We start from the raw sequence: 14,792 nt of genomic DNA, 5'->3' as shown, positions 1-14,792 counted from the left end.
ACATGGTTGATATCGCCACTCGGGTGCATAATCACAACTGGAAGATCGACCCGATCGTCCGTTCGCTTATCGATACCGATTTTTACAAGCTGCTGATGTGCCAGTCGATCTTTCGCAACAAGCCCGACACGACCGTCGCCTTCAGCCTGATCAACCGCAGCCATTCGGTGCGGCTGGCCGATCTGATCGACGAGGGCGAGCTGCGCGAGCAGCTTGACCATGTGCGCGGTCTGAGCCTGTCGCGGGGCGAAAGCACCTGGCTGCGCGGCAATACCTTCTACGGCAAACGCCAGATGTTCCGCCCCGATTTCATGGAATGGTTCGAGCAGATGCGCCTGCCCGCCTACCACCTGGAAAAACGCGACGGCCAGTTCGAACTGACCTTCGAGGGGCGCTGGCCCGAGGTCATGCTCTGGGAAATTCCGGCGCTGACCGTGCTGATGGAGTTGCGCTCGCGCGCGGTGCTGAAGGGGATGGGCAAATTCGAATTGCAGATCCTCTATGCCCGCGCCATGAGCCGGCTCTGGGAAAAGATCGAACGGCTGCGCCGGATCGAAGGGCTGAAGATCGCCGATTTCGGCACCCGCCGCCGCCACGGTTTCCTCTGGCAGGACTGGTGCGTTCAGGCGATGCAAGAGGGGCTGGGCGATGCCTTCACCGGCACCTCGAACTGCCGCATCGCGATGAAACGCGACATCGAGGCGATCGGCACCAATGCGCACGAACTGCCGATGGTCTATGCCGCACTGGCCGAAAGCGACGCCGAACTGGCCGAGGCGCCCTATCGCGTTCTGGCCGACTGGCACGAGGAACATGACGGCAATCTGCGCATCATCCTGCCCGATACCTATGGCACCGAAGGCTTTCTGAAACGCGCGCCCGACTGGCTGTCCAAATGGACCGGCATCCGCATCGACAGCGGCGATCCCGCCACGGGCGCCGAGATCGCGATCCGCTGGTGGCAGGAACGCGGCGAGGATCCGCGCAACAAGCTGGTGATCTTTTCCGACGGGCTGGATGTCGAAAAGATCGAGGAACTGCATGCGCGCTTTGCCGGGCGGGTGAAGGTGTCCTTTGGCTGGGGCACCATGCTGACCAACGATTTTCGCGGCCTGGCGGGGGACCGCCTGGCGCCGTTCAGTCTGGTCTGCAAGGCGATCAGCGCCAATGGCCGGCCCACCGTCAAGCTCTCGGACAATCCGAACAAGGCAATGGGGCCCGCCGACGAAGTGGCGCGCTACAAGCGCGTCTTCGGTGTGGGCGATCAGGCCGCGCAAGAGGTGGTGGTCTGACGCGGGGAACCCGCGCTCAGCCCAGCCAGTTCAGCACGACGAAGATGCCGGCCGACAAAAGCGCGGTCAGCGGCACGGTGATCACCCAGGCGGCGCCGATCGACAGCACATGTGCGCGGCGCACCAGCTTGCGGCGGGCGCGTTCCTCGGGGGCCACGGGCTTGCCCTTGATGATGCCGCTGCGGCGGCTTTTCCGCTCCGCATTCCATTCGCGATAAAAGCCAACGCCGAACACCGCGCCGACCGCGATATGGGTCGAACTGACCGGCAGGCCCAGCCAGCTTGCCACGATCACGGTGATCGCCGCCGACAGCGCCACGCAATAGGCCCGCATCGGGTTGAGCTTGGTGATTTCCGTCCCCACCATGCGGATCAGTTTCGGCCCGAACAGCGTGAGGCCAAAGGAAATGCCGCCCGCACCGATCAGCATCACCCAAAGCGGGATCTGCACCTTTTCGGCGGTGCCGCCGTCGGCCACGGCATGCACGATCGCCGCCAGCGGCCCCACGGCATTGGCCACGTCATTGGCGCCATGCGCGAAAGACAGCAGTGCGGCCGAGATCACCAGCGGCATGCCGAACAGCGCCTTGAGCGATTTCTTGCGGTTCTCCATCCCCTCGGACTGGCGGCGGATGATCGGGCGGGTCGCCAGCACAGACAGCAGGCCGATGACCAGGCCCAGCAGCAGCGCGCTGCCCATCGACACGTCGATGACCTTCTTGAGGCCCTTGATCGACAGATAGGTGGCGAAAGTGCCCGCCATGATGCCGATCAGGATCGGCACCCAGAACCGGGCGGCGCTGATCTTGTCTTCCACGTCATTGATGCGGCCCTTGATGAAGGCCAGAAACGCCGCCGCAACCACGCCGCCCAGAATGGGCGAGATCACCCAGCTGGCCGCGATCTGGCTCATCTTGCCCCAATCGACCGCGCCAAACCCCGCCGCGACGATGCCCGCCCCCATCACGCCGCCGACAATGGCATGGGTGGTGGAGACCGGCGCGCCCAGCCAGGTCGCGAGATTGAGCCAGAGCGAGGCCGCGATCAGTGCGGCCATCATCGCCCAGATGAAGACATGCGGTTCGGCCACGGCCGAGGGCGCGACGATGCCGCCCGAGATGGTGGAGACGACATCGCCCCCCGCAATCAGTGCCCCGGCGGTTTCAAACACCGCCGCGATGATCAACGCGCCGCCCATGGTCAGCGCATTGGCGCCGACCGCCGGCCCCATGTTGTTGGCCACGTCATTGGCGCCGATGTTCAGCGCCATATAGGCACCAAAGGCGGCGGCGGCGATGATGATCATGGAATTCGGGGCGCCGCCGGTGAACATCGCCGCCGCCAGCGCGCAGATCGCGACAAAGGCCAGCGCGACGCCGACCGCGATCAGCGGGCGCGAGAGAAAGGCCGTGGCCTGTTCCAGAACGACGAGGCGCGACAGATCCTTGTCGAGTGTCTTCCACTGGTTCTGCTGCGGCTGGGGGTCAGTCATGTTGCGGTCATCCGGTTGTCATGCTGCCGTTGCATTACCGGGCCGGGGCCAGTGGGGCAACAGATTCCCGCAACCCCGTCGCCTCAGTCGCCGCCCGACATGACATGCCGCGCCCACATCCGCGCGCGGGCAATATGGCTCCGATGCACCGGATGATCGGCGGGCAGGCGCGGCGCGGCCCAGCCGACCGAGGCCAGAACCCGCGCCAATGTGAACGCTGGCACCATATTGCGATCCAGCGGCCGCAGGCTGGCATAACCATCGCAGAGCGCGGCCTGAAGGGCGGGGCGGTCGGGCTCATACAAATCCTGCGACAGGACGGTGCCCAGATCATAGAGCCGGAAGCCAAAGCCGCTGTCGTCAAAGTCGATCAGCGCCGGGCCGTCGCCGGTCAGCAGGATGTTTTCGCGCAGCACGTCGGCATGAACCAGGCCGATCGGCGCCTCGGTGGCGTGATCTTGCAGCCGCTCGCGCAGGTAGTCGCGGGCGCGGCGTAGCTCGGCCGCGCCTTCTTCATCCAGCAGCGGGTGATCCCAGAACCGGCCCCAGAACGGCGTTTCGCCCAGCAGCCCGTCGATATCCCAGCGGGGGCGGGCAAAGCCCTCGGGCAGGTGCAGCCGGTCGGTCGCGTCATGCAGCGCGGCCAGCAGCCGGCCAAGCTGGTGGTGGCGGGCGCATTTCTCGTCGGTGCTGCCAGCCAGCGGCTGCCCGGCCTCGCCAAAGGCGGTGCCGTCGATCCAGCTGACGACCGAGGCGACGCGCCCGCCGGGCAGGGGGGGCAGCATCTCGCCGGTCAGGCTGGGCAGGGGGCGGGGCACCGGAAGCCCGGCCTCGGCCAGCGCGCCGCACCACCACAATTCCGACCGGATCGCCGCTTCGGTCTGATAGCCCAGCCGGTGCAGCCGCAGCGCGGCGCGGGCGCCATCGGGCAGGCGGATGGCATGAACCGCATTTTCGCGATTGCGCAATTCGGCGGTGATCTGCGCGCCCCAGAGCGACGCGGCCTGCTCTGCCTCGGTCATTCGTCTTCGATCTTTCCGCGCAATGCCTTCACCTCGGATCGGGCCGACTTGCCCGCCAGCCGTCGGCGTTGGCTGCCCAGCGTGGGCTTGGTCGGGATCCGGCGCTTGGGCGCCACAAGGGCGGCGCGGATCAGTTCGACCAGCCGTTCCTCGGCCAGGGCGCGATTGCGGGCCTGGCTGCGGGTTTCCTCGGCCCGGATGACGATCGCGCCCTCTTGCGTCCAGCGTCGGCCCGCCAGCCGCTTCAGCCGCGCCTTAACCCCGGGGGCAAGATGGGGCGAGCGTTCGGCCTCGAACCGCAATTCCACCGCGGTTTCCACCTTGTTCACATTCTGCCCGCCCGGGCCGGACGAGCGCGAAAAGCTCTCGCTCAGTTCCCAGTCAGCAATGATGAGGGTGTCGGTGATCCGCAGCATGGGCGCGACAGTAGCGGATTTCCGTCGCAGGGGAAGGGGGGTGAGAATAGACGATAGCCCAAGTCGTTCATAATGCGTTTATATTTTAAGCGCGCAAGCCGGCGATTTTAAGGCGACGCTGAAAGAGAAAGGGTCGCCGGCAATGCGGCGACCCTTTCCGAGTTCCAAGGAGATGGGCCAGTTAGGTTTCAAGCCCAATCTTGAGGTTTGATTTCAAGGGGTTGCCCTTAAATATCGCGCCTCCCGACTGTCCCGACACCTCTCTCCAATATCACTCTAGACACTGGATCACCTCCTTTCAAAAAGTTGCCGATAATTGGAGCGTGACACAGATTTTGCGATTGTCAAAAGGTTTTACACCGCGCGTAGCGTCAATTTTCCGACAACAAGCCGGAATGGCACAAGTGCCACAGCTGCCAGCGTCAGCTTCACCAGCCAGTCCGCCAGGGCGAGCGAGATCCATAGCGGCGCGACCGCCCCGATCCCCAGCAGCGGCACGGCCTCATTGGCCCAGCTCACATCGGTGGCGGGGTCGATCCAGGCCAGTTGCGCGGCAAAGGCCACCGAAAAGAAGATCGCCGTGTCGAGGGTCGAAGACACCAGCGTGGAGACCAGCGGCGCGCGCCACCAGCTGCCCTGGCGCAGGCGGTTGAACACGGCAACATCGGTCAGTTGCGCGCACAGGAAGGCAAGTCCCGAACCGATGGCGACGCGCAGCGTGACCAGCGGGCCGAATTCGCCCATGATCTGCGACCCGATGAGCGAGCAGATCACACCCACCACAAAGCCCACGATCACCACCTTGCGCGCCGCGGCGGCGCCTTGCAGGCGGTTGGTCAGGTCGGTCACCAGAAAGGCGATCGGATAGGTGATGGCCCCCCAGGTAAGCCAGGGGCCGAGCAGATATTGAACAAGGATGTTTGAGGCGACGACAATCGCCGCCATGGCAAGGATGCCGGGCAGAAGCGTTCTGGACATGTCTGTTCCGTTTTTTACAAGGTCGCGGAGACTTGGCCCGCCGGGGCGGGCGTGAAGGCCGCCCCGATACGCCCGGCCGGGGCTTGCGTCAATCGGAAATGCGATATTCCACGATTTCGGTGCGCAGGAAGAACCGGAAATTGTCGTCGGCGATCATGCTCAGCCGCAATTGGCCCGGCCCGTCGCGCCAGACCGCCAGCCCCTCCAGATTGTCATGCCGGCCCAGTGGCGTTTGCAGCACCGTCTCGCCCGCGCCATCGGGGGTAAAGCGGCGCACGCGCGATGCAAAGCCCAGAAGGCCGGCGAATTGGCGTTCCAGCACATAGAGCTTGCCATCCGGGCCGAAATCGGCGCCGACCGGCAGAAAGGCTCCCTGGCGCGGAATGGCAAAGGGCTGATCCCATTGCCCGGCCCGATAGCGATAGACCGGGATCGGGCCGCGATCCGTCTCGCGCCCCTCGGGCAGGGTATAGAGCGCGCCATCCGGGCCGATTGCCAGCGCCTCGAGCGAGGCATTGCGGCGCATCTTGCGAAAGGCGGGGGCGAGGGGCAGGTTTTCTGCCGGGCCTTGCAGCCGGGGGTAATGCAGCACCCGCGCCACCCCTTCCAGCGCGACATAGGCGCTGCCATCGGGGGCCACGGCCAGGCCCTCGCTGTCATTGCGGCCGGCGGCCAGCGGCGCCTTGCCCTTGCCGCGCAGCAGGCGCACCGGCGCCGCCTCGACCCGCACGATGCGCCCGCCTGCATCGCGCACCAGCCGGCCCTGCGTCCAGCCGCCCCGGTCGGATAGCGCGGTAAAGCTGCTGCCATCGGCGCCGATCTCCAGCGCGGACATGCCGCCCAGTTGCGGATCCGACCCGCGCCAGCCGAAGGCCCCGACGAATCCGTCGCTGCGCGCGGCGACCCGGTCCTGCGCCTCTGCCGTGCCGAGGGCGGCGCACAGGATCAGGGCGCTGAGAGAACGGAGACGCATTGGGCGGGCAGGTCGGCCATGGTGTATTCGCGCGCCCCGCGCACCCGAGGCGCCGGATCTTTCGGCTTTTTCGACGGTTTGGGCGGGTTGAGGTAATCCGTCACCCACCACATCAGCGTGTCGTCGCACCCGTTGCCGCCTTTCGACAGTTCCGCCACCGTGGGCTTTTGCGTCTGGCACAGCGTGGCGCCGTCCGGGCATTTCAGCCGCACATGGAAATGCGTGTCATGCCCCGCAATGGGGCGGATCTTTTGCAACCAGGCCTTGTCGCGGCGCGTGGCGGTCTTGCACATCTCGATCTTGACCGCAGCCGCGACAAAAATCCGGTCCACCCGCGGATCCGAGGCCGCCATCTGCAACAACGCGGCGTGCTGCGGGGTCCAGTTCGCGGTGACGCTGCGCTGATCGGCCGACCGCACGGGGATCGAGCTGATCTTTTCCCGCTCGGCCCGGCTGAGCGTCAGGCTCCGCGGCGGCAGCATCCAGATATCGGCATCCAACCCGATCTGGTGGCTGGCATGGCCCGAGGTCATCGGCCCGCCGCGCGGCTGGCTCATGTCACCGATGTAAAGCCCACGCCAGCCGATCTGCGTGGCCCCGGCCGAAAGATCGGCCAGAAACTGCACCAGCGCGGGCTGGCCATAATTGCGGTTGCGCGACAGGCGCATCGCCTGCCAGGTCGGCCCGGTTTCGGGCAGTTGCACCATCCCGGCCGCGCATCCCCGGGCATAAGACCCGATCGGCATCGCCGCCTGTTGCGACGGCGCGGCCATGGCACCGAACAGCTTGTTCGCCAGCTTCTCCGCCGAGGCGGGAAGTGCTGTCAGGCCCAATGCCAGGGCCAGGGGAATCGCACGGATCATCGGGTCGCCTGTTCACCATTCGGTTTGACCCAGACTAGCAGAATGAGCGCGATCAGGAACAGCCCGATCAGCGGCGCGACCCCGATGCGCTGCGATCCGCTCAGATCCGAGGCGACGGCGATGGCGAATGGCGCGATAAAGGCCGTGGCCTTGCCCGAAAGCGCGAAAAGGCCAAAGGCCTCGGTCGCGCGTTCGGGGGTCGTGTGGAACACCATCATGGTGCGCGAGGCCGCCTGCACCGTGCCGCCCGCCGCCCCGATCAGGATGCCGCAGCCATACATCACCAGATCGGGCAGCGACGATCCCGGTGCGAGCGGCAGGCCAAAGATCTGGTCGCGCGACATGCCCACGATCACCGCGCAGACCACAATCAGCACCCAGACCGAGCCGACGATCACCGGCTTCGGCCCGCGCAGCGCGTCGATACGCCCGCCGATCCAGGTCGCCAGCGCCCCGGCCACGGCGCCGATGATGCCAAAAACGCCGATCTGCGTGACGCTCCAGCCCAGCACACCCGAGGCATAGACCCCGCCAAAGCCATAAAGCGCATTGAGCGAGTCGCGGTAGAACATCGAGGACATGAGATAGGCAAACAGGCTTTGCCGGCTGGGCAGGGTCTTCAGCAGCCGCCCCAGATCGGCCAGCGATTGCCCAAGACTGCGCTTCGGCCCGTCAAGGCGCGGCTCTTTCACCCAGAAAAAGAAGGGCAGCATGAAGACGATATACCAGATCGCGGTGAAGGGCCCCACGGCGCGCGTGCCTTCGCGCAGGCTGGCATCCAGACCCAGGATCGGGTCCAGCCCGATCAGCGTCTTGCCGGTGGCGCCGTTCTCGGCAAACAGCGCCAGCATCACGATCAGCGACAGCACGCCGCCCGCATAGCCAAAGGCAAAGCCGGAACCGGAGATCTTGCCCATCTCGTCATGCGCGGCCAGCGAGGGCATCAGCGAATTGGTGAAGATGGTGGCGAATTCCATCCCGATCAGCCCGAGGCCAAAGCTCGCGATGGCCAGCGTCAGCGCGGGCGCGGTCGGCATCAGGAACCACAGCCCCCAGGCGCCCAGCACATAGCAGGCCGAAAATACCCAGATCCAGACCATGCGCCGCCCCGATCCGTCGGCGACCGCCCCCAGAATGGGCGCCAGCAGCGCGATGATGACCCCGGCCACGGTCTGCCCATAGCCCCAGACCGCCTGCGCCTCGGCCGCGGCTGCCTCGGGTGCCATGCCCAGCCCCGCATAATGGGCGCGCGCCACTTCGGCGAAATAGGGGCCGAAGATGAAGGTCAGAAGCAGGGTATTGTAGGGCTGGCTTGCCCAGTCAAAGAAATACCAGCCCCAGATCCGCTGCCGTGCCGTTGCCATGCCTGCCCCCGCGTTGTTTGCGCGATCAAGCCCGAAACCGGCGCGGGGCGCAAGGTTTCAGCGCGCGTCAGGCGGCCAGGGGCGGGTCGCGTCGGCGGCGATCCAGTGCTGCACCCAGTCGGGCAGGGCGGGGCTTTCCTGCGCCAGACCCATCGCCTCCACCACCCGCGCGGGTGGGATCATGCCCTGCCGCGAGGTGAAGGCCGACCGGCAGAGCATCTGGCTGGTGCATTCCTCGCCCCGCCACATGCTTTGCTCGATATACAGAAACCGCGCATCCCACCCGACGCAGCGCGACCGCATGGTGACGCGCTGAAAGGCGGTGACGCGCTTGCGATAGCGGGTGGAATTGCCGGCGATCGCCATGCCCCAGCGATGTTTCAGCACCACCTTGTCCAGCCCGGTGCGGATGCCCAGCGGCACCCGGCCCAGATCGAAAAGCGTCAGCGTGCGGCCGTTGTTCAGCTCCATCCAGGGGTCGATATCCCAGGGCCAGCAGACATGCCGGCTGACATGGGTGTCCAGCAGGCCCAGTTTCGGCGCCCGCCGGGCGTTCAGGATTTCTTTCAGAAGTCGGACATAAGGATACATGGCGCACCTCCGCCGCACGGCCTGCCGTGCCCGGCCTGCGGGGTCAAGCGGAACGCTGCGGCAATTCTTGCGCGGAAAAGGTTGTGCTTTTGGGGGGCGCGCGCTACCTCAACCACAACAGATAGTGAGGACGCCATGGTTTCGATCCTGCAAATCCTGCTGATGCTGATCGGCGTCGCGCAGTTCATCATCATCGCCCATATCATCATGTCGTGGCTGATCAACTTTCAGGTGCTGAACCTGCGGCAGCCGCTGGTCGCGCAGCTCTGGTATGGCCTGAACCGCCTGCTGGAGCCGGTCTATGGCCGGCTGCGCCGCATCCTGCCCGATCTGGGCGGGATCGACCTCGCGCCGCTGGTGGCGCTTCTGGCGATTTACGCGCTGCGCATCATCATCCTGAACAACGCCTACGCCTACTGACCTATGCAGCACCCGCGCGAGCTTCTGGCCTCGATCTTTGGCTTCGGGGCCTTCCGTCCCGGCCAGGAAGAGATCGTGGAGGCGGTGCTGGCCGGGCGCGACACGCTGGCCATCATGCCGACCGGCGGGGGCAAGTCGCTGTGCTTTCAATTGCCGGCGCTGTGCCGCGACGGGGTGACGGTGGTCATCTCGCCGCTGATCGCGCTGATGCGCGACCAGGTGCGCAGCCTGCGCGAGGCGGGGGTGGAGGCCGGCGCGCTGACCTCCGGCAATACCGAGGAAGAGACCGAGGCCGTCTTTCAGGCCATCGACGCCGGGCGGCTGAAGCTGCTTTACATGGCGCCCGAACGGTTGGCCCTTGGCGGCACCGCCGCGCTGTTGCGCCGGGCGCGTGTCAGCCTGATCGCCGTGGACGAGGCGCATTGCGTCAGCCAGTGGGGCCATGATTTCCGCCCCGATTACCTGCGCATCGGCGATCTGAAACGCGCGCTTGGCGTGCCGCTGGCGGCCTTTACCGCCACCGCGGATGAGGAAACCCGGGCCGAGATCGTCACCCGCCTGTTCGACCGTCAGCCCCCCGCCACCTTCCTGCGCGGCTTTGACCGGCCCAATATCCACCTCGCCTTTGCGGTGAAGGACAGCCCGCGCCGCCAGATCCTCGATTTTGCCGCCGCCCGGCGCGGCCAATCCGGCATCGTCTATTGCGCCACCCGCGCCAAGACCGAAACGCTTTCCCAGGCGCTGCATGAGGCGCGGCACCTGACCTGCCACTATCACGGCGGGATGGAGGCCGAGGAGCGCCGCCGCGTCGAGGAGCGCTTTCAGCGTGAGGATGGGCTGATCGTCTGTGCCACCATCGCCTTCGGCATGGGCATCGACAAGCCCGATATCCGCTGGGTTGCCCATGCCGACCTCTCCAAGTCGATCGAGGCCTATTATCAGGAAATCGGCCGCGCCGGTCGCGATGGCGCCCCGGCCGAGACGCTGACGCTCTATGGCCCCGACGATATCCGCCTGCGCCGCGCCCAGATCGACGAAAGCCCCGCGCCGCTGGAACGCAAGGAGGCCGATCACGCCCGGCTGAATGCGCTGCTGGGTCTGGCCGAGGCGACGGGCTGCCGGCGGCAGGTCTTGCTGCGCTATTTCGGCGAGGACAGCGCGCCCTGCGGCCATTGCGACCTTTGCGACCGGCCGGCGCAGCTTTTCGATGCGACCGACGCGGTGCGCAAGGCGCTGTCGGCGGCGCTGCGCACCGGCGAATGGTTCGGTGCCGGGCACCTGATCGACATTCTGACCGGCAATGCCACGCCCAAGGTGCGCGAAAAGGGCCATGACCAGCTGCCCACCTTTGGCGTGGGGGGCGAATTGTCGAAATCCGGCTGGGGCGCGGTGTTTCGGCAGATGATGGGGCGCGACCTGCTGCGCCCTGACCCCGAACGCTTTGGCGGCCTGCGCATGACCGAGGCGGCCCGCCCCATCCTGCGCGGCGAGGCGGCGATCACCCTGCGCCGCGACACGGTGCAGGCCGCGGCCCGCCCGGCGGTCAAGGCGCTGGTGGCCGAGGAGGACGCGCCGCTACTGTCGGCGCTCAAGGCCAAGCGGCGCGCCCTGGCCGAGGCCGCGCGCGTGCCCGCCTATGTGATCTTCCCGGACCGGACGCTAGCCGAAATGGCCGAACGCCGGCCCGCCACGCTGGATGACATGGCCGGGATCAGCGGCGTCGGCGCGAAAAAGCTGGAAAGCTATGGCGCGGCCTTTCTGTCAGTGATCACCGGCGCGGCGGAAAGTCTGCATCCGGCACGGATGCGCCTGGCCGGCCAACCCGCCGGCGCCATCTTCGACCGGCTGGCCGAGGCGCAATTGCGCCTGATGCGCGGCGAGGATGGCACCGGCAAGCCGCTGTCGCTGTCGCAATCCAGCCTGCGCCGCATCGCCGAGGCGCGGCCGCAGAACCTGGCCGATCTCGACCGCGCGGGCGATCTGGGGGCGGCCAAGCTCGACCGCTTTGGCACGGCCTTTCTCGAAATCTGCCGGAACGGATAACCCATGCTCACCGTGATTTCCCCCGCCAAGCGCCTGGCCGATCCGCCCGCTGCCCTGCCGCCCGGCATCGCCGCGACCGAGCCGGACTTCCCCGCCGAGACCCTTGCGCTGGCCAGCGTCGCGCGCGGGCTGTCCGAGGCCGATCTGGGCCGACTGATGGATCTGTCGCCGGCGCTGGCGCAGCTCAATCACCGGCGCTTCGCGGCCTTCGGCACGCAGGATCGTCATCCGGCGGCGCTGCTCTTTGACGGCGACACCTATGCCGGGCTGGAGGCGCCCCGGCTGGAGGCCGATGCCTGGCGCTGGTCGGGGCTGAGCCTGCGCATCCTCTCGGGGCTATACGGCCTCTTGCGTCCGACCGACCTGATCGAGCCCTATCGGCTGGAGATGGGCACGCGGCTGGTCAACCCCCGTGGCGCCGATCTTTACGCCTGGTGGGGCACGCGGATCGCCACCGCGCTGAATGCCGCGGCGGATGGGGCGGGGGCGCGGTTCCTCCTCAACTGCGCCTCGATCGAATATTTCCGCGCGGTCGATCGCGGCGCGCTGCGACTGCCCGTGGTGACCCCGGTCTTTCTGGAAGACCGGCCCGGCGGGCCCAAGGTCATCAGCTTTCACGCCAAGAAGGCCCGGGGCGCGCTGGCGCGTCATGTCATGATCCACCGCCTGACCGACCCCGCCGATCTGCGCGGTTTCACGGCGGGCGGCTATCGCTTTGACGCGGCGCAGTCGCAGCCCGAAACGCTTGTGTTCCGCCGCGCCGATCAGGCCGCCGAACTGGTATCCTGATCGGCCGGGACCGGCGGGCGCACCCCTGCGGGCGCAAGACTGGACAAGGCCTCGGTGATGGCGTTGCGGCGCAGGGGTTTCGTCAGATAACGATCGATCCCCGCGGCCAGAATCGATTCCGCGTCACCCTCCATCGCATGCGCGGTCAGCGCGATGATCGGCACATGGCCCCGCCCGCCCTCCTGGGTGCGGATGGCACGGGCGGCCTCGCGCCCGTCCATCTCGGGCATGGAAATATCCATGAAGATCAGGTCGGGGGCAAAGCTGGTGAACAGATCAACTGCCTCGCGGCCGTTATTGGCAAAGACCAGATCCATGTCGAAATCCCGCACCATCTTGCGGAAGACCAGCTGGTTGGTGCGGTTGTCCTCGGCCGCCAGCACCCGCATCTGCCGCAATTCCGCGACCGCGCGCGACCCCGCCACGCCGGGCGAGAGCGCCTGAAGCTTGCGATAGAGATCGGCGCGCAGCACCGGCTTTTGCAGAAAACCCGCCACCGCCTCGGCGCCGGGGGCATCGCGCAGCGTGGCGGGGTTGCTGGACAGGATCAGGACGGGCGTTTCGATCCCGGCGGCGCGGATTTCCTGAAGAAAGGTCAGCGCATCGAGTTCCGGCAGCGCATGGCTGCACAGGATCACGTCATGGCCGGGGTCGGCCTCCAGGATCGGCTGCGCCTCGGCCAGGCTGCGGCACAGGGTGACGGCGATGCCGCAGGTCGTCAGCTGCCGTTCCAGGATCGTGCGGTTGATGAACTGGTCGTCGATCACCAGCGCGCGGCGCAGTGTGATCGGCCCGGGCGTCTCATCGCTCTGTTCGGCAACCGGCAGCGACAGGCGGAAGCCAAAGCATGACCCGCGCCCCGGTTCGCTGTCCACCCAGACCGCGCCGCCCATATGTTCGACCAGACGCTGCGTGATGGCGAGCCCCAGCCCCGTCCCCTCGAACTTGCGGTTGGAGGCGCTGTCCACCTGATTGAACTCGCCAAAGATGTGATCGAGGTTTTCCGGCGCGATGCCGATGCCGGTATCCTCGACCGTGATATGAAGCTGCTGACAGCCGTCGCCGGCCTCGATCCCGACGACCCGCACCAGCACATGCCCCTGTTCGGTGAATTTCACCGCATTGCCCATGAGGTTGGTCAGCACCTGCCGCAGCCGGCCCGGATCGCCGACATAGCGCGTGGGCAGGAACATGTCGAAGTCGATCAGCAAATCCACCCCCTTGGGCCGTGCCCGGGGTTGCAACAGCATCGCGACCTCGTGGATCACCCGTTCAAGATCAAAGGGTTCGGGGTGCAGGGTCAGCCGCTCGGCCTCGATCTTGGAATAATCGAGGATGTCGTTGATGATGACCAGCAGCGCCTCGCCCGAGGAGCGGATCGTGTCGGCGAACAGGCGCTGCTCGTCGCTGAGCGGCGTGTCGCACAGCAGTTCGGCCATGCCGACCACGCCATTCATCGGGGTGCGGATCTCGTGGCTCATGTTCGCGAGGAAGGCCGATTTCGCCCTCACCGCCGCCTCGGCGGCCTCGCGTGCGCTTTCCAGTGCGGCCTTCTGGTCGCGCGCTTCGGTGATATCGACGCGCAACCCTACGCGGCCGCCATCGGGCGTGGCCTTGTCGATGACCCGCAGCCAGCGATTGCCGGAAATCGCATGTTCGAATTCCACGCTCGGCGCGCCGCGCATCGCCAGGCGTTCCTGCAACCACTCCTCCTCGCGGCCCATGGCATCGGCATATTGGCCATGCTGCAAGCCATAGCGCAGGATCGCCTCGAAGCTGGCGCCGGGCACCATGGCCGGGGCGCTTTCGGCATAGAGGTCGCGGTAGCGTTGATTGCAGACCATCAGCCGGTCCTCCCTGTCAAAAAGCACGAAACCGTCGGGGATCGCCTCGATCGCGGCCCAGATGCGCATCTGTTCGGTAATATCGACGGCAAGGCTGACCATGTCGCCATCGCGGGCGCGGCGATCGACCAGCCGCACCCATTGGCCCGAGGTCAGGTGCAGCACCACCGGCTCCAGCGGTTCCTGATCCCACCGGCTGACCATGCGGGCGCACCAGTCCTGCGGCGCTTCGTCCCCGATATCGACCACGCCATTTTCGGCGATGATGGCGAGGATCGCGACATAGCCCTGGCCGGGCAGGATATCGTCGCATTCGAACAGCCGGCGAAAGGCGGCATTGGCGGCGACCAGGCGGTTGGCGCCATCGAACACGGCAAAGCCGTCGCGAATGGTGTCGATCGAATCCCACAGCCGGCGTTCGGCCATGACGGCGGCGGTATGGGCGCGTTCCAGATCGTTCAGAAAGCGCAGGTTCTGACCCTTGAGCGCCTCAGCCTCCGACAGGGCGGATTTCACCATCTGCCGCTGTTCGACGATCTGGTCCGACAGGGCGCGGGCATGCAGCGCCAGCTTTTCATTGGCGGCGAACAATTCGCGGCTTTTCTGTTCCAGCAGCCGTTCCGCCGCCAGCCGCCCCCGCCTTTCCTTCGCCAGCCGATCCATCAGTTCCATGCGATTCTCAACCCGCGGCGGCCGTTCTGGCCC

13 protein-coding genes are annotated in these 14,792 nt (G+C 66.6%); 4 read left to right on the top strand and 9 right to left on the bottom strand.

The features are described 5' to 3' along the window. The first annotated feature begins 2 nt into the window (after positions 1-2). Positions 3-1,292: a nicotinate phosphoribosyltransferase gene (gene pncB / locus FOA17_RS10400; RefSeq protein WP_149141391.1), complete on the top strand. Its 1,290-nt coding sequence runs from the start codon at positions 3-5 to the stop codon at positions 1,290-1,292. A 16-nt stretch (positions 1,293-1,308) separates the two neighbouring features. Here pncB and FOA17_RS10395 read toward each other — a convergent pair whose 3' ends face one another. The 8 genes from FOA17_RS10395 to FOA17_RS10360 form a co-directional block, all read right to left on the bottom strand. Continuing rightward, complete coding sequence (locus tag FOA17_RS10395) at positions 1,309-2,784, bottom strand: inorganic phosphate transporter (RefSeq protein ID WP_149141390.1); 1,476 nt, start codon at positions 2,782-2,784, stop codon at positions 1,309-1,311. Between the two features lie 83 nt (positions 2,785-2,867). After that, positions 2,868-3,806: a phosphotransferase enzyme family protein gene (locus tag FOA17_RS10390; protein ID WP_149141389.1), complete on the bottom strand. Its 939-nt coding sequence runs from the start codon at positions 3,804-3,806 to the stop codon at positions 2,868-2,870. Further along, positions 3,803-4,222, bottom strand: coding sequence for an alternative ribosome rescue aminoacyl-tRNA hydrolase ArfB (gene arfB, locus FOA17_RS10385; protein WP_149141388.1), 420 nt, complete (start codon positions 4,220-4,222; stop codon positions 3,803-3,805). The genes FOA17_RS10390 and arfB overlap by 4 nt, the downstream gene beginning before the upstream one ends. A gap of 354 nt (positions 4,223-4,576) precedes the next feature. Further along, positions 4,577-5,200 (bottom strand): queuosine precursor transporter, encoded by a 624-nt coding sequence (locus FOA17_RS10380; RefSeq protein WP_149141387.1) that lies wholly within the window; start codon positions 5,198-5,200, stop codon positions 4,577-4,579. Positions 5,201-5,288: 88 nt separating this feature from the next. Beyond that, on the bottom strand, positions 5,289-6,173 hold the full coding sequence (locus FOA17_RS10375) for an esterase-like activity of phytase family protein (RefSeq protein WP_149141386.1): 885 nt from the start codon (positions 6,171-6,173) through the stop codon (positions 5,289-5,291). After that, the gene (gene mepA, locus FOA17_RS10370; RefSeq protein WP_149141385.1) at positions 6,146-7,036 is read right to left on the bottom strand and encodes a penicillin-insensitive murein endopeptidase; all 891 of its coding nucleotides are present in this window, start codon (positions 7,034-7,036) and stop codon (positions 6,146-6,148) included. The genes FOA17_RS10375 and mepA overlap by 28 nt, the downstream gene beginning before the upstream one ends. Continuing rightward, positions 7,033-8,400: an MFS transporter gene (locus FOA17_RS10365; protein WP_149141384.1), complete on the bottom strand. Its 1,368-nt coding sequence runs from the start codon at positions 8,398-8,400 to the stop codon at positions 7,033-7,035. Before FOA17_RS10365 ends, mepA begins: the two co-directional genes overlap by 4 nt. 57 nt (positions 8,401-8,457) lie before the next feature. Then, positions 8,458-8,991 (bottom strand): acyl-CoA thioesterase, encoded by a 534-nt coding sequence (locus tag FOA17_RS10360; RefSeq protein WP_149141383.1) that lies wholly within the window; start codon positions 8,989-8,991, stop codon positions 8,458-8,460. 135 nt (positions 8,992-9,126) lie between these two features. Here FOA17_RS10360 and FOA17_RS10355 point away from each other — a divergent pair, with 135 nt between their 5' ends. The 3 genes from FOA17_RS10355 to yaaA are packed head-to-tail and all read left to right on the top strand — an operon-like array spanning position 9,127 to position 12,243. Beyond that, positions 9,127-9,411, top strand: a complete 285-nt coding sequence (locus tag FOA17_RS10355) for a YggT family protein (protein WP_149141382.1) — start codon at positions 9,127-9,129, stop codon at positions 9,409-9,411. Positions 9,412-9,414: 3 nt separating this feature from the next. Next, the gene (recQ, locus tag FOA17_RS10350; protein ID WP_149141381.1) at positions 9,415-11,454 is read left to right on the top strand and encodes a DNA helicase RecQ; all 2,040 of its coding nucleotides are present in this window, start codon (positions 9,415-9,417) and stop codon (positions 11,452-11,454) included. 3 nt (positions 11,455-11,457) lie between these two features. After that, positions 11,458-12,243 carry a peroxide stress protein YaaA gene (gene yaaA, locus FOA17_RS10345; RefSeq protein ID WP_149141380.1) on the top strand — a complete coding sequence of 262 codons (786 nt, stop codon included), beginning with the start codon at positions 11,458-11,460 and terminating at the stop codon, positions 12,241-12,243. Here the strand turns inward: yaaA and FOA17_RS10340 are convergent. After that, positions 12,219-14,759 (bottom strand): hybrid sensor histidine kinase/response regulator, encoded by a 2,541-nt coding sequence (locus tag FOA17_RS10340; RefSeq protein WP_149141379.1) that lies wholly within the window; start codon positions 14,757-14,759, stop codon positions 12,219-12,221. The two genes, yaaA and FOA17_RS10340, sit on opposite strands and share 25 nt — an antisense overlap. Between the last annotated feature and the right edge of the window lie 33 nt (positions 14,760-14,792).

Source organism: Gemmobacter caeruleus (assembly GCF_008271655.1).
Taxonomy (GTDB): Bacteria; Pseudomonadota; Alphaproteobacteria; order Rhodobacterales; family Rhodobacteraceae; genus Gemmobacter; species Gemmobacter caeruleus.
This window is presented reverse-complemented; position numbering and strand designations above follow the sequence as displayed.